Origin of the sequence: Coxiella-like endosymbiont (assembly GCF_030643785.1) — a bacterium.
Lineage (GTDB): Bacteria > Pseudomonadota > Gammaproteobacteria > Coxiellales > Coxiellaceae > Coxiella.
Map to the genome: position 1 here is coordinate 617277 of NZ_CP094378.1, position 23353 is coordinate 640629.

Sequence of the window (23353 nt, forward strand, 5' to 3'; positions counted from 1 at the left end):
AATTATGGCGAAGAAAGTAAGTGGTTACATTCGTTTGCAAGTTAAAGCGGGCGAAGCGAATCCAAGTCCACCAGTTGGGCCCGCGTTGGGACAGCATGGTCTTAATATCATGGAATTTTGTAAAGTGTTTAATGCGGAAACACAAAATATCGAAAAGGGCTTACCTGTTCCTGTGATCATTACAGTATATACTGATCGCAGTTTTTCCTTTATTACTAAGACACCGCCGGCTTCTGTTCTACTGAAAAAACTTGTGTTGAAAGGAAAAAGCGGAAGTGCTCGGCCCAACACAGAAAAAGTCGGAAAAGTAACGCGTGCGCAATTGGAAGAAATCGCCAAAATGAAGGCGCCGGATCTCACCGCAGCGGATCTTGAGGCTGCTGTCCGTACCATTGCTGGGACTGCACGTAGCATGGGTATTGATTGATGTGGAGAGGGGTAGAATAATGCCAAAGCACACAAAAAGACAAAAATTAGTGGCAGAAAAGGTCCAATCTGAAAAGGTCTATTCCCTAACAGAAGCTCTTAAATTAGTTAAAGATTGTGCAACCGCCAAATTTAAAGAAAGCGTCGATGTCGCCATTAATCTCGGTGTTGATTCCCGTAAATCGGATCAAGCAGTGCGGGGAGCTACTACTATATTGCCCAATGGAACTGGCCGAAGTGTGAGAGTGGCCGTCTTTGCCCAAGGCGATAAGGCGGATAAAGCTAAAGAAGCAGGTGCTGATATTGTGATGGATGATTTAACTGAACAAATTCAATCCGGAAATATTGATTTCGATATAGTAATTGCTACTCCGGAAACAATGCGTGCAGTTGGGAAATTGGGTCAAGTCTTAGGTCCTCGTGGCCTAATGCCTAATCCTAAAGATGGGACTGTGACTGCTGACGTGGTCACAGCAGTTAAGAACGCCAAACGCGGACAAGTTCGCTATCGTACTGATAAAAATGGTATTATTCACTGCACGATCGGAAAAGTCGATTTTGAAGAAAAAGCGCTAGAAGAAAATTTATTAGCTTTGTTAGCAGATATTAAGAGAGCCAAACCCAGCGCTGCCAAAGGAACCTATTTAAAGAAATTAACCCTATCGAGCACGATGGGGCCTGGTGTGGTTGTAGAGATCGAACGACAATAGGATAGAAATTCCCTCGTCCTTCTCTTTACCAGTGAGGAGAAGATGAAAGAGGAATTCTCTATGCTTCAGAGTGTGGGGTTTAGGTGAGGAAAAAACAGATTTCGCGGTAGAGAGACCTCATTTACTGAGGTCCAACCGTCGAAGACCGTGGGTGCAAATGTCTAAAAACTTAAGCGCTGTTTAAGTTGCCGCCCACGCAGATGGTGGTCGCCTCAAAGGTTGTCACCGAAAAAGTGGAAATAGCAAAGAGCTATTAGCAAAGAGCTATTTCTTAGCTATTTCTCAATTCTTAGATAACTGGAGAAGAGACAGTGGCTTTAAACCTCGAACAGAAAAAGGCAATTGTCGCAGAATTATCAGATATCGCCCAGCAAGCAATCTCGGTGGTAACTGCGAATTACCGTGGACTAACCGTCTCGGAAATGTCGGAATTGCGAAAAACGGCTCGTAACGCTGGGGTAACTATGCGGGTATACCGTAACACTCTCGCACGTCGTGCATTTAAAGAAACGCCCTATGCCTGTCTCGATAAAGTGTTGACGGGACCTATTGTGTTGTTTTTTTCACAAGAGGAACCGGGCGCTGCTGCTCGTTTGATCGAAAAATTCATTAAGAAATATGAACAACTGGAAGTAAAAGCCTTGGCGTTAGGAGGAGAGTTACTACCGGCAGATAAATTAAAAGTCGTTGCCCAACTCCCTTCACGTGAAGAAGCTTTAAGTCAGTTGGTGTCTGTTTTGTTAGCCCCAGTGACCAAATTTGTTCGTACGCTTAATGAGCCTGTTGCCCAGGTCGTTCGCGTAGTGGCTGCGATTCAAAATCAAAAGAAAGTGGCGTAATTTGCAATCCATTTAATCTTTTTGGAGTAAATGACAATGGCTCAAATAACGAAAGAAGATATTTTAGAATCAGTGTCCAACATGAGTGTGATGGACGTGGTCGATTTAGTAAAAATGATGCAAGAAAAATTTGGTGTTTCAGCTCAAGCGGTAGTAGCCTTTGCAGGGCCTATGGCAGCTGGAAGCGAAGCGGCTGCGGCGGAAGAAAAAACCGAATTTAATGTAAAAATGACCAGCTTTGGTGATAACAAAATTGGTGTCATTAAAACGATCCGCAGTATCACCGGATTGGGTTTGAAAGAAGCTAAGGATCTCGTTGAATCTGTCCCAAGCGTTGTTAAGGAAGGTGTTAACAAGGAAGAAGCCGAAAAAATTAAGAAAGAACTTGAAGAGGCAGGTGCTAAGGTCGAACTTGAGTAGTGGGTTGGCGGACGCTAATCGAAGGCATATTCCATGCACGTTGTCTTTGCGAAAGCAAAGATCCAGAGAATGGGAATGTTTTTTATTTTAGAAAATCTGGGTCTCGCCGGCGCGAGATTGACGTAAAGACTAGTAACGACATATTCTACTTATAAAAATGAGGTGTGTTCATGGCGCAAGCGAATGTTAGAAGCAGAAATTCAGCCACGATTTCTTATGCTGAGAAAAAGCGTGCACGCGTCAACCTAGGAAAGCGCGAAGTTGAGGTATTAAAAACGCCTTATCTATTAGAAACGCAAATAGAATCTTATCGTGCTTTCTTGCAAAAGGATGTGGCGCTCGAACACAGGCAAGATACAGGTTTACATGCTGCCTTTAAGTCCGTATTCCCTATTTTCAGTTATTCTGGTCATGCAGAATTGGAATATGTGGGTTACAGTTTGGGTGAAGAGCCCATCTTCGATGTAGAAGAATGTAAGTTACGAGGCTTAACCTACGCTGCTCCTCTGAAAGTGAATATGCGGTTAGTCATTTACGACAAGGATGCACTTGCAGGTAAAAAAGCCATCAAGGATATCAAAGAACAAGAAGTTTATATGGGTGAAATTCCATTAATGACAGAAACGGGGAGTCTTATAATTAATGGAACTGAGCGAGTAGTTGTTTCCCAATTACATCGATCCCCTGGGATTTTCTTTGAGCATGATAAAGGTAAGACACATTCTTCTAGAAAATTATTATATTCAGCTCGAATTATTCCTTATCGCGGTTCGTGGTTAGATTTTGAGTTTGATCCCAAAGACTGTTTATTTGCGCGGATTGATCGACGCCGTAAATTACCAGCGACAGTGGTTTTAAGAGCGTTAGGTTATGATACCGAACAAATCCTCGATATGTTTTATGAGACAAATACTTTCTGTCTCAATAAAGAAAATGTCACCTTAGAATTAGTGCCGCACCGATTGCGTGGTGAATTAGCAGCAGTGACTATAAAAGAAAAAAAGGGAAAATAATTGTTGAAGCTAATCGTCGAATTTCCGCACGGCATATTCGCTTGATTGAAAAATCTGGAATAAGCGAACTTGAGCTGCCCGATGAATATTTATACGGCAAAGTCATTGGTAAAGCTGTTATTGATGAAGAAACGGGGGAAGTGATTGCTCAAGCTAACGAAATTATTACGGCCGATTTATTAAAGAAATTTCGAGCTCAAAATATTTCTTCGTTTCATACATTATATATTAATGAAATTGAATGTGGATCCTATATTTCTGATACTTTGAGGTTGGATAACACCAATAACCAATTAGAAGCTTTAGTAGAAATTTATCGCATTATGCGCCCGGGTGAACCACCCACCAAAGAAGCTGCTGAAAGCTTATTCGAGAATTTATTTTTTTCACCGGAGCGTTATGATTTATCCGCTGTGGGCCGAATGAAATTTAATCGCCGCGTCGGACGAAAAGAATTAACGGGATCAGGAATTCTATTTAAAGAAGATGTAGTAGATGCGTTACGTGTTCTTGTTGATATTCGAGATGGCAAAGGAGATGTGGATGACATTGACCATTTAGGGAATCGACGCATCCGGAGTGTAGGCGAAATGGCTGAAAACCAATTTCGCGTGGGATTGGTTCGCGTTGAGCGGGCCGTAAAGGATAGATTGAGCTTAGCGGATATCGAAAACTTAATGCCCCAAGATTTAGTAAATGCAAAGCCTGTGTCAGCCGCAATAAAGGAATTTTTTGGTTCGAGCCAATTATCGCAATTTATGGATCAAAATAATCCGTTATCTGAAGTAACCCATAAGCGCCGAGTGTCTGCTTTAGGGCCGGGCGGGTTAACACGGGAGCGAGCAGGTTTTGAAGTGCGAGATGTGCACCCCACCCATTATGGGCGGGTCTGCCCTATTGAGACTCCTGAGGGACCTAATATTGGTTTAATTAATTCGTTGGCGGTATTTGCGCGTGCAAATGAGTATGGCTTTTTAGAAACGCCTTACCGAAAAGTAATTGACGGAGTGGTTACCAATGAAACGGAATATTTATCAGCTATTGAAGAGGGCGATTATTATATTGCACAAGCGAATACTAATGTCGATGGAAATGGCCACATGATGGATGAATTAATTTCATGCCGTTATAAAGGGGAATTTACTCTTACAACACCGGATAAGGTGAACTATGTGGATGTTTCGCCGCGGCAAATTGTTTCTGTGGCAGCTGCCTTGATTCCTTTCCTAGAACATGATGATGCTAATCGGGCATTGATGGGTTCGAACATGCAACGTCAAGCGGTGCCTACAATTCGACCAGAAACGCCCTTAGTAGGAACTGGAATGGAACGTACTGTGGCCGTAGAGTCTGGGGTCACGGTGGTTGCTAAACGCAGTGGTATTGTAGATTCCGTTGATGCTTCACGTATTGTGGTTCGGGTAAATTTAGAGGAAGCAGATGAAGATGATATTGGGGTCGATATTTATAATTTGACTAAATTCACTCGCTCCAATCAAAACACCTGTATTAATCAACACCCAATCGTGGAAGTTGGTGATCGTATACAAAAAGGGGATGTATTGGCTGATGGTCCTTCTACAGATATTGGTGAGCTGGCATTGGGGCAAAATTTATTAGTCGCTTTCATGCCTTGGAACGGTTACAACTTTGAAGATTCCATTCTAATTTCTGAACGATTAGTAGAAGAAGATCGATTCACGACGATTCATATTCAAGAATTTACCTGCATTGCTCGCGACACCAAATTAGGCCCAGAAGAAATTACGGAGGATATTCCCAATATCGGAGAGGGTGCGTTAGCAAAGTTGGATGAATCTGGAATTGTGCATATGGGAGCTGAAGTGGGACCGGGAGACATCCTAGTCGGGAAGGTAACTCCTAAAGGTGAAACTCAGCTTACGCCGGAGGAAAAATTACTGCGAGCTATTTTTGGTGAAAAAGCATCAGACGTAAAAGACACTTCTTTACGAGTTACTCCTGGAATTACGGGTACCGTTATTGACGTTCGTATTTTTACTCGCGAAGGGGTGAAGAAAGACGAACGTGCCTTAGATATTGAAAAAGCCGAGCTTGCGAAGGTGGAAAAAGATTTAAATGATCAACTTCGCGTACGTGAAGATGCTCTGTTCGAAAACTTGGAAAAGCTTCTTGTCAATCAAGTAGCTGCTGGTAGTTCACTTAAATTGGCAAAAGGCACAAAAATTAGCAAAGCTTATTTGGCTGAATTACCTCGACAAAAGTGGTTTGAAATTCGATTGCATGATGATAATGCAATGAAACGTCTCGAAGCTACTCATGAACACTATGAGGAACTTCATAAAGCACGCGACGAAAAACTCAAAGACTTCCGTCAGAAATTGACTCAAGGTGGCGATTTAGCACCCGGCGTCATCAAGATAGTGAAGGTTTACTTAGCAGTTAAACGTCGTATTCAACCTGGCGATAAAATGGCAGGGCGTCATGGAAATAAAGGAGTTATCTCTACTATCGTTCCAGTCGAAGATATGCCTTATCTAGAAGATGGTACGCCCGTAGATATCGTGCTTAATCCCTTAGGTGTTCCTTCCCGGATGAATATTGGCCAGGTGCTCGAAACTCATTTGGGATGGGCAGCAAAGGGCTTGGGGATTAAAATTGGTGAGTTGATCGATCAAGGCGCTGATGCAAAACAATTGCGTAAAACCCTCAAGCCGATTTATGACTTAAGCAAGGCCCAGAAATTTAATCTGGAGGTTTTAAATGACGAAGAAGTCACTACTCTAGCTAAGAATCTGCGAAAGGGTGTGCCCATATCGTCACCAGTGTTCGATGGCGCCACGGAAGAAGAAATAAAGCATTTATTAGAGATCGCGGGTCTTCCTACCTCAGGTCAAGCTTATCTGTATGATGGGCGAACCGGAAAAAGATTCGATCGGGCGGTCACTGTAGGATACATGTATATGTTGAAGCTTAATCACCTAGTAGATGACAAGATGCATGCTCGTTCTACGGGCTCTTATAGCCTAGTAACACAGCAACCCTTGGGTGGTAAAGCTCAATTTGGCGGACAAAGATTCGGAGAAATGGAGGTTTGGGCATTGGAAGCTTATGGGGCTGCTTACACCTTGCAGGAAATGCTAACTGTGAAGTCCGATGATGTCACTGGTCGCACTCGTATGTATAAAAATATTGTCGATGGCGATCACCGGATGGATGCCGGGATGCCAGAATCATTTAACGTTCTGATAAAAGAAATCCGTTCGTTAGCTATCGATATTAATTTAGAAAATGATTAACGTTAATCGGGAGAAAACTGTCTTGAGAGACCTATTAAAACAGCTAAAAAGTGAAAAACACGCAGCTGAATTTGATGCACTGCGCATCAAGCTGGCATCTCCAGAAGAAGTTCGCTCGTGGTCGTACGGCGAAGTAAAAAAATCAGAAACAATTAATTATCGAACCTTCAAACCTGAACGTGATGGTTTGTTTTGTGCGAAAATTTTTGGTCCTATTAAAGATTATGAATGCTTATGTGGAAAGTATAAACGCCTCAAGCATCGTGGTGTGATTTGTGAAAAATGTGGGGTGGAAGTTACCCTGGCTAAAGTACGACGGGATCGAATGGGTCACATTGAACTTGCTTCGCCTGTGGCTCATATTTGGTATCTCAAATCGTTACCTTCCCGTATTGGTTTGCTCCTCGATATGACTCTGCGCGATATTGAACGCATTCTTTATTTTGAAGCATACGTAATCGTAGATCCGGGGATGACGGAATTGGAGCGGGGGCGATTACTTTCGGAGGAAGCTTATCTCGATGCCTTAGAAGAATATGGCGACGAATTTACGGCACTTATGGGTGCAGAAGCGATTCAACGATTGTTGCGTGATATCGATGTTGCTGCAGAAGTTAAAGTGTTACGTGCCGAAATGCTGACCACTACTTCCGAAACGAAAATGAAAAAACTCACTAAACGTCTTAAAGTCTTAAGTGCGTTTTTGGAGTCGGGAAATAAGCCGGAGTGGATGATATTAACCGTATTCCCTGTTTTACCCCCGGATTTGCGGCCCTTGGTTCCGTTGGATGGCGGGCGTTTTGCTACTTCTGATTTGAACGACCTTTATCGTCGAGTGATTAATCGAAATAACCGATTAAAACGTCTATTGGATCTCAATGCGCCTGATATCATTGTGCGTAATGAAAAGCGAATGCTTCAAGAAGCCGTAGACGCCTTTCTGGACAATGGTCGCCGTGGACGGGCTATTTTAGGGTCCAACCGTCGTCCTTTGAAATCTTTAGCGGATATGATTAAGGGTAAATCGGGGCGTTTTCGTCAAAATCTTCTCGGTAAGCGTGTGGATTATTCAGGTCGTTCAGTTATTGTGGTAGGTCCGACATTGAAACTCCATCAAGCCGGTTTGCCAAAGAAAATGGCATTGGAATTATTCAAACCCTTTATCTTTAGTAAATTACAGCGACGAGGTTTAGCTACCACTATTAAAGCAGCTAAAAAGATGGTGGAAAGTGAAGTTCCTGAAGTTTGGGATATTCTTGAAGAGGTTATCCGGGAACATCCTATCTTATTGAACCGAGCGCCAACCTTGCATCGTTTAGGTATACAAGCGTTTGAGCCGGTATTGGTAGAAGGGAAGGCAATTCAATTTCATCCCCTCGTTTGTACGGCTTATAACGCAGACTTTGACGGGGACCAAATGGCCGTGCACGTCCCGCTCACCTTAGAATCGCAATTAGAAGCGCGTTCATTAATGATGTCCACCAACAATGTCCTGCATCCTGCAAACGGCGAACCGATTATTGTTCCCACCCATGACGTGGTGTTGGGTCTTTACTACATCACTCGGGATCGCGTTAATGCGAAAGGCGAAGGTATGAAGTTTGCTGACGTAGACGAGGTGGTCCGTGCTTATGAGAATAGACAAGTGGATTTACATGCGCGCGTCGATATTCGAATTGAAGAAAGCGTTTTGGATGAAGCGGGCAATATGGAAGAGAGTGAGCGCTTGGTTAATACTGCCGTAGGGCGGATTTTATTATGGCAGATTGTTCCTAAGGGATTACCTTTTGCGTTAATTGATCAGCCAATGACTAAAAAGGCGGTGACCAAATTATTGGATATTTGCTATCGGAATTTAGGTCTCAAAACTACCGTCATTTTTGCGGATAATTTAATGTACATGGGCTTCCGTTACGCAACTTATTCGGGTATTTCTATCGGCGTGAATGACCTTGTAGTTCCCCATGAAAAAGAAGCCATTATTTCTAGGGCCGAAGAAGAAGTCCAAGAAATTCAAAAGCAATATGCTTCTGGCTTGGTGACTTACGGTGAGCATCGTAACAAAGTGATTGATATTTGGTCGCGAACTAATGATCAAGTCGCTAAAGCCATGATGGAAAAAATCGCTATGGAAAAAGTAAAAGATGCTCAAGGCAAAGAAGTAACACAAAGCTCCTTTAATTCTATTTACATGATGTCCGATTCCGGTGCGCGAGGTTCTGCAGCGCAAATCCGTCAGTTGGCGGGGATGCGGGGATTAATGGCAAGACCTGACGGTACTATTATCGAAACCCCTATCACAGCTAATTTCCGTGAAGGGTTAAATGTTTTGCAGTACTTCATTTCCACTCACGGTGCCCGTAAGGGCTTAGCCGATACGGCCTTGAAGACGGCAAACTCGGGATATTTAACTCGACGACTCGTTGACGTCGCACAAGATTTGGTTGTTACGGAATACGATTGTGGGACTGATCAAGGCATTGAGATGATACCTCACATCGAAGGAGGCGATGTTGTTGAGCCTCTCCGAGAACGTGTTTTGGGACGAGTTTTAGCGAAATCCGTTAACGATCCTAAATTGAAAAAAGAGTTAATGGCTGAAGGTACCCTTCTGGATGAAAAACTGGTGGATATCTTGGAAGAACACAGCGTGGATCGGGTTATGGTGCGTTCTGCAATTACGTGTGAAACAGCCTACGGTATTTGTTCGATGTGCTATGGACGTGATCTTGCTCGTGGACACATTGTAAATGTAGGGGAAGCTATCGGTGTGGTGGCTGCTCAATCAATCGGTGAGCCAGGAACTCAGTTAACCATGCGGACATTCCACATCGGTGGGGCTGCTTCCCGAGCAACGGCTGCTAACAGCATCGAAGTAAAGTCTGCTGGGAAAATTAAGCTGCGCAATTTAAAGACGGTGGAACAAGTCAATGGCAATTTAGTAGCAGTTTCACGTTCGGGAGAATTAATCGTCCAAGATACTCAAGGTGGAGAGCGTGAGCATTACAAAGTTCCTTATGGTGCGACGATTAGTGTACGTGATGATGATTTGGTAAAAGCTGGCCAAGTTGTGGCTCAATGGGATCCTCATACGCATCCTATTATCACGGAAGTAGCAGGTACCTTGCGATTCGTTGATTTAGTGGATGGTGTCACCATGAATCGGCAAACGGATGAATTGACAGGTCTTAGCAGTATCGTAGTGGCTTCCACCAAGCAACGCACTACCGGGGGTAAAGAGCTTCGTCCTATGGTTAAGCTGGTGGATGAAAATGATAACGATCTCTTTTTACCAGGGGTAAAGTTCCAGCGCATTATTTCTTGCCGGAAGGGACTATTCTTACCAAAGAAGATGGTTCTATAGTCCAAATTGGGGATGTCCTTGCGCGTATTCCTCAAGAAACTTCGAAAACCCGAGATATCACTGGGGGATTGCCACGAGTAGCTGATCTTTTTGAAGCTCGTCGACCTAAAGATGCTGCTATTTTAACAGAAATCTCTGGTGTAGTTAGTTTTGGTAAGGATACCAAAGACAAAGGGCGTTTAATTATTACTGCCCCAGATGGTACTACCCACGAGGAACTGATTCCCAAATGGCGTCACGTAAGTGTCTTTGAAGGGGAGACGGTAGAACAGGGTGAAGTGATTGCAGATGGCCCTCCAGATCCACACGATATTTTGCGCTTGTTGGGAGTGAATACGCTGGCAAACTATATCGTTAATGAAGTACAGGAAGTTTATCGATTACAAGGGGTAAAAATTAATGATAAACACATCGAAGTGATCATCCGTCAGATGTTACGTAAGGTTAAAATTGTCGAGCCGGGTGAAACAGAATTCCTCCAAGATGAGCAGGTTGAACGACCTCGTGTACGAGAGGAAAATGAAAAAATTATTCAAAAGAATGGCCGGACGGCGAAAGTGGAACCCATTTTGCTGGGAATCACAAAAGCTTCTTTGGCTACCGAATCTTTCATCTCGGCAGCATCTTTCCAAGAAACGACCCGCGTGTTGACAGCTGCTTCAATAGGTGGCAAACGTGACGATCTTCGAGGCCTCAAAGAGAATGTAATTGTTGGGCGTCTAATTCCTGCCGGGACTGGATTTAGTTACCATCAAGAACGTCGGCAGAAAGAAGGAAAAGTAATGGAAGGGACTAGGGAAGAAAAAGGTGTGACTGCCACTGAAGCTGAACAGGCTTTGAGTGCAGCATTTAAATCCGAAGAAGCGAAAATAGAACAAAAAAGCGAATAAGTTCTTCAGGTACCTCGTCTCATCACCAGGGAACGATGGCGCCTTAGTAAAGAAAATCGATGCAACATTTCTCCAGTAAGGAACGGAAGTCATTCGAGAGAGCTAATTTAGCTTGACAGCGATCATTGCCTTTATATAATATCCGCTCTGCCTTATACATTAAGGCAAGAGTTTTTTTGTTTGGAGAGAGTTTTAATGGCCAGAATCAATCAGTTAGTGAGAAAGCCCCGTCGTGCGAAACTAAAGAAAAGTGACGTTCCGGCATTAGAAGGCTGCCCCCAAAAACGGGGTGTATGTACTCGGGTATACACCACTACTCCTAAAAAGCCTAATTCAGCTTTACGAAAAGTAGCTCGGGTACGAATCACTAATGGTGCTGAAGTCACTGCCTATATCGGAGGTGAAGGCCACAATTTACAAGAGCACTCCGTAGTATTAATCCGAGGTGGCCGTGTAAAAGATTTACCGGGTGTGCGCTATCACATCGTGCGTGGAAGCTTGGATACAGCAGGTGTTTCAGGGCGACGTCGAGGTCGTTCTAAATATGGTGAAAAAAAACCAAAAGAATAACTGTGGAGAACTTTAGATGGGACGAAGAAAAGCGGCACCCAAACGGGAAATTTTGCCAGATCCGCTCTTTCATAGTGAGCTTTTAGCTAAGTTTATAAATACTGTTATGCGAAATGGTAAAAAATCAGTAGCAGAGGGTATCGTCTACGGAGCTCTGGATGTCGTAGCAAAGCGTGTGCGTGGTAGTAAGGGAGGGGGTGCTAAGGAAGAACGCGGAGAAGGGGGCGATAAGGCCGCCGGAAGAGGAGCAGGAGGAGGAGGGGATATCCGTGTTAATGAAAAAACTCGTGCTGTGGCTTTAGACACATTTAAGGAAGCTTTAGGCAATGTGATGCCTAGTGTGGAAGTGAAATCACGTCGAGTAGGTGGTTCCACCTATCAGGTACCTGTGGAAATACGAGCAGTTCGACGTCAAGCCTTGGCTATGCGTTGGCTGAGTGAATATGCGAATAAGCGCAATGAAAAGACAATGATTTTACGTTTGGCAAATGAAATCTTGGATGCAGTAGAAAATCGTGGTGGAGCGGTGAAGAAAAAAGAAGACGTTCATCGCATGGCCAAAGCAAACCAAGCATTTGCACATTATCGGTGGTAAGAGAAAACAATGGCAACGGCTAGAGAAATTCCATTAGAACGTACTCGTAATTTAGGTATTATGGCACATATAGATGCAGGAAAAACTACGACGACTGAGCGCATCCTTTACTATACAGGCGTTTCTCATAAAATGGGCGAGGTTCACGAAGGCAGTGCCATCATGGATTGGATGGAGCAGGAGCAAGAGCGGGGTATTACCATTACTTCTGCAGCCACCACTTGTTTTTGGATGGGGATGGATCAACAATACCCAAAACATCGAGTTAATATTATTGATACACCTGGGCACGTAGATTTTACTATTGAAGTTGAGCGTTCCTTGCGAGTGCTGGATGGAGCGATTGCTATTTTCTGTTCTGTGGGTGGGGTAGAACCCCAAAGTGAAACCGTTTGGGGGCAGGCTAATCGCTATGGTGTTCCGCGTTTAGGTTTTGTAAACAAGATGGACCGCACAGGGGCAAATTTTCTGCGAGTGGTGCAGCAAGTAAAAGAGCGATTGCAGTCCAATCCAGTGCCTATTCAGCTTCCTATTGGGGCAGAAGAAGATTTTCAAGGGGTTGTCGATTTAATTCGAATGAAAGCCATTTATTGGAATGAGGCAGATAAAGGTCGTACCTATAAATTGGCAGACATTCCTGAAGATATGAAAGCAGACGCTCAAGAATGGTGTGAAAAAATGGTGGAAGCTGCCGCTGAGTCCTCAGAAGAATTAATGGAAAAATATTTAGAAAATGGAGATCTTTCAGAGCAGGAAGTTCGAGAAGGCTTGCGTCGACGTACTTTGGCTAATCAGATTGTGCCGATGTTATGTGGAAGTGCTTTTAAGAATAAAGGGGTACAGGTTTTGTTGGATGCTGTGATTGATTACTTACCTGCGCCCACAGATGTGCCTGCTATTCTGGGTGAGGAAGACGATGGTTCCGAAGGATCTCGTGCCGCTTCTGATGATGCACCTTTTGCGGCGTTAGCTTTTAAAATTGCCTCAGATCCTTTTGTTGGGACACTAACTTTCTTCCGCGTTTATTCTGGCGTATTAAAATCCGGCGACTCGGTTTATAACCCAGTCAAGCGCAAAAAAGAACGTATTGGGCGTCTCTTACAAATGCATTCCAACTCTCGGGAAGAGATTAAAGAAGTGCATGCGGGCGATATTGCTGCTGCTGTGGGCCTAAAAAATGTTACTACTGGAGATACGCTTTGTGATCAGCGGCGAATTATTACCCTTGAAAAAATGGAGTTTCCAGAACCCGTGATCTCCGTGGCTATTGAACCCAAAACGAAAGCTGATCAGGAGAAAATGGGGGTAGCTTTAGGAAAATTGGCTCAAGAAGATCCGTCGTTCCGCGTTCATACCGATGAAGAATCCGGGCAGACCATTATTGAGGGAATGGGTGAGCTGCATTTGGAAATTATTGTGGATCGAATGCAGCGTGAGTTTAATGTTGCTGCGAATGTTGGGAAGCCTCGCGTAGCGTATCGGGAAACTATTCGAAAAACTATAGAACAAGAAGGAAAATATATTCGCCAGACGGGTGGTCGCGGACAATACGGGCACGTATGGCTTCGGATCGAATCCAAAGAAGCAGGTTCTGGTTTTGAATTTGTAAACGAAATTGTCGGTGGGGTAGTACCCAAAGAATATATTCCTGCCGTGGAAAAGGGTGTTCGGGAACAGATGGAAAACGGGGTTATTGCTGGTTATCCCGTGGTAGACGTAAAGGTAGCTATTTTTGATGGTTCTTACCATGATGTTGACTCCAGCGAAATGGCGTTTAAAATCGCTGGATCCATGTGTTTCAAGGAGGGAGCTGCCAAGGCCAATCCTGTATTACTTGAACCTATTATGAAGATAGAGGTTGTTACCCCAGAAGAATATATGGGCGATGTCGTCGGCGACCTTAATCGCCGTCGAGGTATGATTCAAGGTATGGATGAAAGTCCTGCCGGTAAAATCGTTGATGTTGAAGTGCCTTTAGCAGAGATGTTTGGTTATGCGACTGATCTTCGTTCGCTAAGCCAAGGGCGCGCGACCTATACGATGGAATTTTTAAGATACGCCGAAGCGCCAACCAATATCGCTGAAGTAATTATTAAACAACAGAGTTAAGTAAGAAGAGAGGTACTCCAATGTCTAAGGAAAAATTCATAAGAGAGAAGCCGCATTTAAATGTAGGGACGATAGGCCATGTCGACCATGGTAAGACGACGTTGACGGCGGCGTTGACGAAGGTGTTATCAGATAAATTTGGAGGAGAAGCGCGCGCCTTTGATCAGATTGACAATGCACCGGAAGAGCGTGCGCGAGGGATCACGATAGCGACGTCGCATGTGGAGTATCAAAGTGACAAGCGCCACTATGCTCACGTAGATTGCCCGGGGCACGCGGATTATGTGAAGAACATGATCACGGGAGCGGCGCAGATGGATGGAGCGATATTGGTAGTGAGTGCAGCGGATGGTCCGATGCCCCAGACGCGAGAACATATTGTATTGGCGAAGCAGGTAGGGGTTCCGGTCATCGTAGTGTTTTTGAACAAAGCGGACATGGTAGATGACAAGGAGTTGTTGGAATTGGTGGAGATAGAAGTAAGGGATTTATTGACGAGTTATGATTTTCCGGGCGATAAGACCCCAATTGTAGTGGGTTCTGCGCTGAAGGCGTTGGAAGGAGACAGTGGAGAATTAGGAGTTCCAGCGGTATTGAAGTTAGTAGAGACGATGGACGCGTATTTTGAGGAGCCGCAACGAGAGAAAGACAAGCCCTTTTTGATGCCGATTGAGGACGTATTTTCGATATCGGGTCGTGGGACGGTGGTGACGGGACGAATTGAGCGAGGGATTGTGAAGGTCGGAGATGAGATTGAAATTGTGGGGATCAAGGCGACGACGAAGACGACGTGTACGGGTGTGGAGATGTTCCGCAAGTTATTGGATGAGGGACAAGCAGGAGATAATGTTGGTGTTTTGTTGAGAGGGACGAAGCGAGAAGAAGTGGAGCGAGGACAGGTATTGGCGAAGCCTGGGACGATCACACCGCATATGACGTTTGAGGCAGAGATTTATGTATTGTCGAAGGAAGAGGGAGGCCGTCATACGCCGTTTTTGAAAGGGTATCGGCCGCAATTTTATTTTCGTACGACGGACGTAACGGGGGAGGTATTGAGCCTACCGGGAGATGTTGAGATGGTAATGCCGGGAGACAATGTGAAGGTGACGGTGAAATTGATCGCGCCGGTGGCTATGGATGAAGGGTTACGATTTGCGGTTCGGGAAGGCGGACGTACCGTTGGAGCCGGTGTCGTAACGAAAATTATTAGAAAATTATTGAGTAATTGTGGAAACAAATGATGGCAGTCTTTAGTAATAACCAACGTATACGGATTCGATTGAAAGCCTTTGATCATCGATTGATTGACCGATCTACGCGAGAGATTGTTGAGACAGCACGGCGAACGGGTGCAATCATTAAAGGCCCAATTCCGTTGCCTACGAAAATTGAGCGCTATACAGTGTTAATTTCCCCTCACGTGGATAAAGATGCTCGGGATCAATATGAAATTCGAACGCATAAACGATTGGTAGACATTGTGCAGCCTACTGATAAAACAGTTGATGCATTAATGAAATTAGATTTAGCTGCCGGAGTAGATGTGCAAATAAGTGTTGAATCAGAATCCGCCTAGAACTGGGTTTAACCTTTTTTATGGCGATTAGATAATTGTGGAGAGTAGGCAATGCCTATTGGTTTAGTTGGTCGAAAATGTGGTATGACTCACGTCTTTACAAAGACGGGAGTTTCTATTCCTGTCACCGTGGTTGAAGTAATGCCTAATCGGGTTACTCAAATAAAAATGCTGGATATCGATGGCTATTGCGCTATCCAAGTAGCTCAAGGCAAAAAATCCTCGGCTCGTGTCAATAAGGCAATAGCAGGGCATTATGCGAAAAGTGGTGTAGAGGCAGGAGAGGTTATTCGTGAATTTCGTGTGACTACCAAGGAGTTGGCCAAAGCCAAAATAGGTGATGAGCTCAAAGTGGACATTTTTAAAGAAGGGCAGGCTGTTGATGTGCGGGGTTTAACTCGCGGAAAAGGCTTTGCGGGTACCGTAAAGCGCCATAATTTTCGCACTCAGGACGCTACCCATGGGAATTCCTTATCCCATCGTGCGCCGGGTTCGATAGGTCAATGTCAGACACCAGGGCGTGTGTGGAAAGGTAAAAAAATGGCAGGCCATATGGGAAATACCTACCGTACGGTCCAGAATCAAGAAATTGTTAGAGTTGATGCTGAACGACACCTCCTTTTAATCAAAGGCGCATTGCCTGGTGCTCCTGGTAGCGAACTGATTATTACGGAATCAACTAAAAAGATCAAAGGGGATAAGTGATGGAGCTTTCGGTACATTCCTTCGACAAAAAGGAATTGAGCAAAATCGCTGTGGCTGATACTGCCTTCGGAAAGGAATTTAAAGAAGGTTTAGTTCATCAAGTTGTTACTGCCTATTTAGCTGGTGCACGAGCTGGGACTAAAACGCAAAAGCCGCGAAGTGGGGTCCGGGGAGGCGGAACTAAGCCATGGCGACAAAAAGGGACTGGCCGAGCTCGAGCTGGAAGCATTCGAAGTCCTCTGTGGCGCGGTGGTGGTGTAACTTTTGCAGCAAAACCCCGTGATTTCTCACAAAAAGTAAACCGAAAAATGTATCATCGCGCAATGGTTTCTATTTTTTCCGAATTAATTCGGAAAAAGCGCCTTACTGTAGTAGAAAATTTGAAACTGAAAGAGGCTAAAACTCAGGAATTAAAGGGGTTACTGGCAGGCTTAAATATAGAAAAAGCTTTGATCATTCTAGATGGGCAAGATCGCAATATTGAGCTGGCCTCACGAAATATGATTGATATTACAACTTCTGATGCTATGCAGGTAGATCCCGTCAGTCTCGTCGCTGCAGAAAATGTATTGATTACGGTAGATGCTCTGAAAAAACTCGAGGAGAGATTGTCGTGAATCAAGAGAGATTGTTAAAAATTCTTATGGCTGCTCACGTATCAGAAAAGAGTGCTTTAATTAGCGGTCAACATGTATTTGAAGTAACACCGGGTGCAACGAAATCCCAAATTAAGTCCGCTGTAGAAAATCAATTTAATGTCGTGGTAAAGGTAGTGCGCATTTGCAATGTTAAAGGAAAAACTACGCGATTTCGACAAGTGCGCGGCCAGCGTAAGAATTGGAAAAAAGCGTACATTACATTAGTACCAGGCAATGAAATTGATATTGCAACTAGCAAATAAGAGTTGGAGTGAATAAAAAAATGGCTTTAGTAAAAACAAAACCCACGTCACCCGGACGACGATTTGTTGTCAAGGTTGTGCACCCGGACTTACATAAAGGTGACCCGTATGTAGCTCTGGTAGAAAGTAAAAAGCGTATTAATTGCCGTAACAATCAGGGGCGCATTACTGTGCGTCGTCGTGGTGGTGGACATAAGCGCCATTATCGCATTATTGACTTTAAACGGAATAAGGAAGGGGAAGGTACTGTAGAACGATTGGAATATGATCCGAATCGCAGTGCTCATATTGCCTTAATTTTATTCCAGGACGGGGAGCGTCGCTACATTATAGCTCCTAAAGGGCTTCATCAAGATTCCCGAGTGACTTCGGGAAAAGATGCTCCAATTAGACCAGGTAATTGTTTGCCATTGCAGAATATTCCCTTAGGGACTACTATTCATAACCTTGAATTAAAACCGGGAAGAGGGGCACAACTTATCCGGAGTGCAGGTACTTCCGCTCGATTAGCAGCCAAAGAAGGAATTTACGCCATTGTTCGGATGCGTTCTGGCGAGATGCGAAAGGTTTTAGCAAGTTGCCGTGCTTGTGTGGGAGAAGTATCCAACTCGGAACATAATTTACGTTCCCTAGGTAAAGCGGGTGCCAAACGTTGGCGTGGACGCCGACCTACTGTTCGTGGTGTGGCCATGAATCCAGTAGATCATCCTCATGGAGGGGGCGAGGGTAAGACTTCAGGCGGCCGCCATCCGGTTTCTCCGACAGGTAAACCGACGAAAGGCTATAAGACCCGTCGTAATAAACGTACGACTAACATGATCATTCGTGATCGGCGCAAGAAATGAAAGAAGAGGTAAGCGGTGCCAAGATCAACAAATAAAGGCCCATTTGTGGACCACCACCTCTTAAAAAAGGTGGAACAAGCACAAAAAGAAGACAGAAAGCGGCCTATTAAGACCTGGTCGCGACGTTCTATGGTAACTCCTGAAATGGTCGGTTTAACTATTGCAGTCCATAATGGTCGCCAACATGTGCCTATTTATATTTCGGAAAACATGGTGGGTCATAAGTTAGGGGAGTTCGCCATAACTCGTACCTTTAGGGCTCATTCAGGTGATCGCAAAGCGAAAAAAGAGGGTTAGTGATGGAAGTTAGCGCAAGATTGAAATATGCACGTATTTCAGCTCAAAAGGTGAGGCTTGTAGCTGATCAAGTTCGCGAGTTGCCGGCTGAAAAAGCGGTTGATTTGTTGCGCTTTAGCAATAAAAAAGCGGCAGCCATTATGAAGAAAGTCTTAGATTCTGCTATTGCTAATGCGGAGCATAATGAGGGCGTTGACGTGGATGAATTAAAGGTTTCGACAGTAATGGTTGATGAAGGGCCTGTTGTGGCGCGACGATTTCATGCCCGAGCTCGTGGCCGTGCTAATCGAATTTTAAAGCGCACTTGCCATATTACTGTTAAAGTATCAGATTCTCGAGTGGAGAGCGACTAATGGGTCAAAAAGTTAATCCAGTATGCATACGACTTGGTATTACTAGAGATTGGACATCCAATTGGTATGCGGATAAAAAAGATTTTGCTGATCGGTTAAACGATGATTTACAAGTGCGTCAATTGTTAGAAGAGCGTCTAAAAGGCGCGTCCATTAGTCGAATCCAAATCGAACGTCCAGCTCGTAATGCTAAAATTGCAATTTACTCTGCGCGCCTAGGTGTAATCATTGGAAAGAAAGGCGGAGAAATTGACGCTTTACGGGCAGAAATATCAAAGGTAATGAGAGTTCCAGTGCACATTACCATCGAAGAAATTCGAAAGCCTGAATTAGATGCGAAATTAGTAGCGGAGAATATTGTTCAACAATTAGAGCGGCGAGTTATATTCCGAAGAGCTATGAAACGCGCTGTCCAAAATACTCTGCGTCAGGGTGCTTTGGGAATTAAGATAAGTGTGAGTGGGCGCTTAGGCGGAGCTGAGATCGCTCGTACCGAGTGGTATCGGGAAGGGCGTGTTCCTCTGCATACTTTTCGCGCGGATATCGATTACGCAACGGCTACAGCCAAAACTACCTATGGAACGATCGGGGTGAAGGTATGGATTTTTAAAGGTGAAATCCATGCGCCGAAAGCGCAAGTACTAACTGAAGAAGTAGTTGTTGAGCAAGTAGCCGAAGAAAAAGTGAAATAGGGGAAACAGGTGCCATGCTGCAGCCAAGTAACAAAAAATACCAAAAAGACTTTAAAGGCCGGAATCAAGGGGTGGCTCATCGCGGCAATCGTGTTAGTTTTGGAGAGTTTGGCCTTAAAGCAATGGCTTGTGCTCAAATTACTGCACGTCAATTAGAGGCGGCACGGCGTGCGCTTTCGCGGCATATTAAGCGCGGTGGCAAAATTACTATCCGTATTTATCCAGATAAACCGATTACGAAAAAGCCCTTGGAAGTACGTCAAGGTAAAGGTAAGGGGAGTGTTGAATATTGGGTGGCACTTGTTCAGCCTGGGCGGATGCTTTTTGAGATTGAAGGGGTTGATGAAGCTCTGGCCCGTGAAGCCTTTGCTCGGGCGGCGGCTAAATTGCCTGTGAAATGTATATTTGTTAAACGAACGGTGATGTAATGAAAATCAATGAGCTACGTAATAAAACAGAAGCTGAACTTAAAAAAGAGTTGCTGGAGTTGCTGAAAGAGCAATTCAATTTGCGGATGCAAAAAGTTATGGGAGAAGTTCCCCGTCCTCATCTCTATAAACAGGTGCGCCGTAATATTGCTCGCATTAAAACCATTTTGAGAGAAAGGGAACGTACAGTATGAGTAGGAATGAAAAAACAGTCCGTACTCTAACAGGAACAGTGGTTAGTAATAAAATGAATGATACTGTTGTTGTATTAGTAGAACGGCAAGTAAAACATCCTAAATATGGGAAGTTTATTAAACGTTCTACGAAAGTTCATGTCCATGATCAGGGCAACAAATGTCAGGAGGGTGACATCGTAACAGTTCGCGAAATACGTCCTATTTCAAAAACAAAAAGATGGACATTGGTAAAAATTAGAGAAAAATCGGAAAAGGTGTGAGGAGCCAATCATGATTCAGGCACAATCAGTTGTTGATGTGGCAGATAATAGTGGAGCCAGACGTGTGATGTGTATCAAAGTTTTAGGTGGCTCTAAACGTCGTTACGCAAATATCGGTGATGTCATTAAGGTGAGTATTAAAGAAGCTATTCCCCGGGGAAAAGTAAAAAAGGGGAGGTAATAAATGCTGTAGTAGTACGAACTCGTAAGGGTGTCCGACGGGATGATGGGTCGGTGATTCGATTTGATAGTAATGCGGTAGTACTGTTAAACAATCAGTTACAACCGATTGGTACGCGGATTTTTGGGCCAGTGACTCGCGAATTACGAACCGACAATTTTATGAAAATTATTTCATTGGCCCTAGAAGTTTTATAGGTGGAAGCTGATGGCAATGAAGAAAATTAAAAAAGATGACATTGTTGTTATAATTACAGGAAAAGATAAAGGTCGTCAGGGTAAGGTACTAAAAGTTCTGCCTAATAGATGCGTTTTAGTGGAAGGCGTAAATCTAGTTAAAAAACATGTAAGGCCTAATCCCAATAAAAATGAGCAAGGTGGGAGATTAGAACGGGAATTAGGGATCCATGTTTCTAATGTTGCTATCTATAACCCTACCACTAAAAAACCAGATCGAGTGAGAATTAAATTATTGGAGGATGACTCGAAAGTCCGAGTATTTACCTCAAATGGCGAAGTGATTGACGTATAAGGCAAAAAATATGGTAGAACTACAAGAACTTTACAAAAAAACGATTATTCCAACTTTGCAGAAAGAGTTTGGTTTTAAATCAGTGATGGCCGTTCCACGTATTGAAAAGATTACTTTAAATATGGGTATTGGTGAGGCTGTAGTTGATAAAAAAGTGATTGAACGGGCTATGGACGATATGATGAGAATTTCGGGACAAAAACCGATTATTACCTATGCACGTAAATCAGAGGCTGGGTTTAAAATTCGTACTGGATGGCCTATTGGCTGTAAAGTAACCTTGCGCCGACAACGTATGTATGAATTTTTGAAACGGTTAATTTCGATTGCAATACCTCGTATTCGAGATTTTCGAGGTTTTAATGCTAAATCATTTGATGGACGAGGTAACTTTAGTCTCGGAATTCGAGAACAAATTGTTTTTCCAGAAATTCAGTATGATAAAATCGATGCTATTCGTGGGATGGATATTACCATTACTACTACAGCACGAACCAATGAAGAAGGACAAGCTTTATTAAAAGTTTTTGGCTTCCCATTAAAAGACTTAAAAGATTAAGGGTAAGTTTATGGCGAAATTAAGTATCATCGAACGAAATAAAAGACGTATTCAACAGTCTCAAAAGGCGCGAAAAAAACGCTTGGAATTAAAAAAAATCATTAAAAAGGGCGCTCTAGAAGATCAAGAGTTAGCTTTATTGAAATTGCAAAAAAGTCCTCGTAATGAGGCGGGAGTTCGAGTGAGACATCGATGTCGAGAATGTGGCCGGCCTTGTGGCACATTTAAAAAATTTGGGTTGTGTCGAATTCATTTGCGGGAAGCTGCGATGAGGGGAGATGTACCCGGATTAAAAAAAGCGAGTTGGTAAAATTATGATGCAAGATCCTATATCCGATATGTTGACACGTATTCGCAACGCGCAGGCAGTGGCGAAAAAAGAAGTCACTATCCCTTCATCAAAATTAAAATTAAGTATTGCGAAGGTGTTGAAGAATGAGGGTTATATTATCGATTATCGAGAGGAAAACGATTCAATCAAACGACAGTTGATAATTATCTTGAAATATCACGAAGGGAAACCTGTTATTTCAACTATAAAACGTTTGAGCGGGCCAGCTTTGCGTGTATATAAAGGTAAGGATGAATTACCTAAAGTAAACAATGGCTTAGGTATTGCTATTATTTCAACTTCAAAGGGCGTGATGTCTGATCGTGAGGCACGGCATTGCGGTGAAGGCGGAGAAGTTATTTGTTACGTTAGCTAGGAGAATAAGAGAAGAGGTTTATGGTAAGTCGTGTAGCAAAAAATCCGATTAAAATACCTGCTGGAGTTGATGTTAAAATCCAGGGACAACTCATAACGGTTAAAGGTAAGCTGGGTGAACTTACCGAAATAGTTCATAACACCGTCAAAGTTACACAAGGCAATGGTGAACTCCAAATGTTACCAACGAATGATCTGCCAGAGTCGAATGCGTTAGCAGGAACAACTCGCGCTGTGATCCAAAACATGGTTCGCGGTGTGCATGAAGGATTTCAACGGAAACTGTTGGTGGTAGGGGTTGGTTATCGGGCAAAGGCCCAAGGGAAGGCTTTGAATTTAACAGTCGGGTTTTCTCATCCGGTGAACATTGAAATGCCAGAAGGAATTTCCGTGGAAACTCCCAGTGCGACTGAAATTATTATCAAAGGAGCTGATTGGCAAGGGGTTTGCCAAGTGGCGGCAAATATTCGTGCAATCTGGCCGCCTGAACCTTATAAAGGTAAGGGCATTCGCTATGATGATGAATACGTGGTTCGTAAAGAGGCTAAGAAGAAATAATGGATAAACGAAAAAAACAACTTCGACGTGCGTGTCGAACAAGGGCGAAAATTAAAGAATTGGGTATGGTGCGCTTATGTGTTCACCGCTCGCTCAATCATATTTATGCTCAACTCATTTCTTCCGATGCGAGTATATTGGCTGCTGCATCGACTTTGGAAAAAGAAGTGAGAGGTCAATTAAAGCACGGTGGCAATATCGCAGCAGCTTCGGTGGTTGGTAAGCTTATTGCGGAACGTGCCCAAAAAGCAGGGGTTACAAAAGTGGCTTTCGATCGTAGTGGTTATAAATACCACGGGCGCGTACGAGCATTGGCGGAAGCAGCGCGTAAGAGTGGAATTGAATTTTAA

General features: G+C 43.8%; 24 protein-coding genes and 4 pseudogenes. All 28 read left to right on the plus strand.

Annotated features, from left to right (window positions below; all coding sequences use genetic code 11):
• The first annotated feature begins 4 nt into the window (after positions 1-4).
• The 28 genes and pseudogenes from rplK to rplR all read left to right on the plus strand — a co-directional run bounded on the left by rplK (position 5) and on the right by rplR (position 23353).
• Positions 5-427 (plus strand): 50S ribosomal protein L11, encoded by a 423-nt coding sequence (gene rplK, locus MRH55_RS03160; protein WP_304985979.1) that lies wholly within the window; start codon positions 5-7, stop codon positions 425-427.
• Positions 428-443: 16 nt separating this feature from the next.
• Positions 444-1141 (plus strand): annotated as a pseudogene (gene rplA, locus MRH55_RS03165) (50S ribosomal protein L1).
• Positions 1142-1447: 306 nt separating this feature from the next.
• Positions 1448-1975 (plus strand): 50S ribosomal protein L10, encoded by a 528-nt coding sequence (gene rplJ, locus MRH55_RS03170; protein ID WP_304985981.1) that lies wholly within the window; start codon positions 1448-1450, stop codon positions 1973-1975.
• Positions 1976-2011: 36 nt separating this feature from the next.
• On the plus strand, positions 2012-2395 hold the full coding sequence (gene rplL / locus MRH55_RS03175) for a 50S ribosomal protein L7/L12 (RefSeq protein WP_304985982.1): 384 nt from the start codon (positions 2012-2014) through the stop codon (positions 2393-2395).
• A gap of 164 nt (positions 2396-2559) precedes the next feature.
• Positions 2560-6686: pseudogene (rpoB, locus tag MRH55_RS03180) on the plus strand (DNA-directed RNA polymerase subunit beta).
• A 22-nt stretch (positions 6687-6708) separates the two neighbouring features.
• A pseudogene (gene rpoC, locus MRH55_RS03185) lies at positions 6709-10940 on the plus strand (DNA-directed RNA polymerase subunit beta').
• 195 nt (positions 10941-11135) lie between these two features.
• The gene (gene rpsL, locus MRH55_RS03190; protein ID WP_304985983.1) at positions 11136-11510 is read left to right on the plus strand and encodes a 30S ribosomal protein S12; all 375 of its coding nucleotides are present in this window, start codon (positions 11136-11138) and stop codon (positions 11508-11510) included.
• 16 nt (positions 11511-11526) lie between these two features.
• Positions 11527-12105: a 30S ribosomal protein S7 gene (gene rpsG, locus MRH55_RS03195; protein ID WP_304985984.1), complete on the plus strand. Its 579-nt coding sequence runs from the start codon at positions 11527-11529 to the stop codon at positions 12103-12105.
• 9 nt (positions 12106-12114) lie between these two features.
• Positions 12115-14214, plus strand: coding sequence for an elongation factor G (gene fusA / locus MRH55_RS03200; RefSeq protein ID WP_304985985.1), 2100 nt, complete (start codon positions 12115-12117; stop codon positions 14212-14214).
• Positions 14215-14234: 20 nt separating this feature from the next.
• On the plus strand, positions 14235-15455 hold the full coding sequence (gene tuf, locus MRH55_RS03205; protein WP_304985986.1) for an elongation factor Tu: 1221 nt from the start codon (positions 14235-14237) through the stop codon (positions 15453-15455).
• Positions 15455-15790 (plus strand): 30S ribosomal protein S10, encoded by a 336-nt coding sequence (gene rpsJ, locus MRH55_RS03210; protein ID WP_048875578.1) that lies wholly within the window; start codon positions 15455-15457, stop codon positions 15788-15790. Before tuf ends, rpsJ begins: the two co-directional genes overlap by 1 nt.
• A 51-nt stretch (positions 15791-15841) precedes the next feature.
• On the plus strand, positions 15842-16495 hold the full coding sequence (rplC, locus tag MRH55_RS03215; RefSeq protein WP_304985987.1) for a 50S ribosomal protein L3: 654 nt from the start codon (positions 15842-15844) through the stop codon (positions 16493-16495).
• A complete protein-coding gene (rplD, locus tag MRH55_RS03220; RefSeq protein WP_304985988.1) occupies positions 16495-17112 on the plus strand; it encodes a 50S ribosomal protein L4 in 618 nt (205 codons plus the stop codon). Before rplC ends, rplD begins: the two co-directional genes overlap by 1 nt.
• Positions 17109-17396, plus strand: coding sequence for a 50S ribosomal protein L23 (gene rplW / locus MRH55_RS03225; protein ID WP_304985989.1), 288 nt, complete (start codon positions 17109-17111; stop codon positions 17394-17396). Before rplD ends, rplW begins: the two co-directional genes overlap by 4 nt.
• A 20-nt stretch (positions 17397-17416) precedes the next feature.
• Positions 17417-18241, plus strand: coding sequence for a 50S ribosomal protein L2 (rplB, locus tag MRH55_RS03230; RefSeq protein ID WP_304986107.1), 825 nt, complete (start codon positions 17417-17419; stop codon positions 18239-18241).
• Between the two features lie 15 nt (positions 18242-18256).
• Positions 18257-18538: a 30S ribosomal protein S19 gene (gene rpsS, locus MRH55_RS03235; RefSeq protein ID WP_304985990.1), complete on the plus strand. Its 282-nt coding sequence runs from the start codon at positions 18257-18259 to the stop codon at positions 18536-18538.
• Between the two features lie 2 nt (positions 18539-18540).
• The gene (rplV, locus tag MRH55_RS03240) at positions 18541-18891 is read left to right on the plus strand and encodes a 50S ribosomal protein L22 (RefSeq protein ID WP_304985991.1); all 351 of its coding nucleotides are present in this window, start codon (positions 18541-18543) and stop codon (positions 18889-18891) included.
• Entirely contained in the window at positions 18891-19583 is a 693-nt protein-coding gene (gene rpsC / locus MRH55_RS03245) for a 30S ribosomal protein S3 (protein ID WP_304985992.1), read from the plus strand. The genes rplV and rpsC overlap by 1 nt, the downstream gene beginning before the upstream one ends.
• Before the next feature lie 14 nt (positions 19584-19597).
• Entirely contained in the window at positions 19598-20011 is a 414-nt protein-coding gene (rplP, locus tag MRH55_RS03250; RefSeq protein ID WP_304985993.1) for a 50S ribosomal protein L16, read from the plus strand.
• Positions 20011-20205 carry a 50S ribosomal protein L29 gene (gene rpmC / locus MRH55_RS03255; protein ID WP_304985994.1) on the plus strand — a complete coding sequence of 65 codons (195 nt, stop codon included), beginning with the start codon at positions 20011-20013 and terminating at the stop codon, positions 20203-20205. The genes rplP and rpmC overlap by 1 nt, the downstream gene beginning before the upstream one ends.
• Entirely contained in the window at positions 20202-20468 is a 267-nt protein-coding gene (gene rpsQ / locus MRH55_RS03260) for a 30S ribosomal protein S17 (protein WP_304985995.1), read from the plus strand. The genes rpmC and rpsQ overlap by 4 nt, the downstream gene beginning before the upstream one ends.
• Positions 20469-20478: 10 nt before the next feature.
• Positions 20479-20846, plus strand: a pseudogene (gene rplN / locus MRH55_RS03265) (50S ribosomal protein L14).
• Positions 20847-20856: 10 nt separating this feature from the next.
• Positions 20857-21180: a 50S ribosomal protein L24 gene (gene rplX / locus MRH55_RS03270; RefSeq protein ID WP_304985996.1), complete on the plus strand. Its 324-nt coding sequence runs from the start codon at positions 20857-20859 to the stop codon at positions 21178-21180.
• 10 nt (positions 21181-21190) lie between these two features.
• Complete coding sequence (gene rplE, locus MRH55_RS03275; RefSeq protein ID WP_304985997.1) at positions 21191-21739, plus strand: 50S ribosomal protein L5; 549 nt, start codon at positions 21191-21193, stop codon at positions 21737-21739.
• 10 nt (positions 21740-21749) lie between these two features.
• Positions 21750-22049 carry a 30S ribosomal protein S14 gene (gene rpsN / locus MRH55_RS03280; RefSeq protein ID WP_304985998.1) on the plus strand — a complete coding sequence of 100 codons (300 nt, stop codon included), beginning with the start codon at positions 21750-21752 and terminating at the stop codon, positions 22047-22049.
• 7 nt (positions 22050-22056) lie between these two features.
• Positions 22057-22446 (plus strand): 30S ribosomal protein S8, encoded by a 390-nt coding sequence (gene rpsH, locus MRH55_RS03285; protein WP_439647889.1) that lies wholly within the window; start codon positions 22057-22059, stop codon positions 22444-22446.
• Positions 22447-22466: 20 nt separating this feature from the next.
• Complete coding sequence (rplF, locus tag MRH55_RS03290; RefSeq protein ID WP_304985999.1) at positions 22467-23003, plus strand: 50S ribosomal protein L6; 537 nt, start codon at positions 22467-22469, stop codon at positions 23001-23003.
• Entirely contained in the window at positions 23003-23353 is a 351-nt protein-coding gene (rplR, locus tag MRH55_RS03295; protein ID WP_304986000.1) for a 50S ribosomal protein L18, read from the plus strand. The genes rplF and rplR overlap by 1 nt, the downstream gene beginning before the upstream one ends.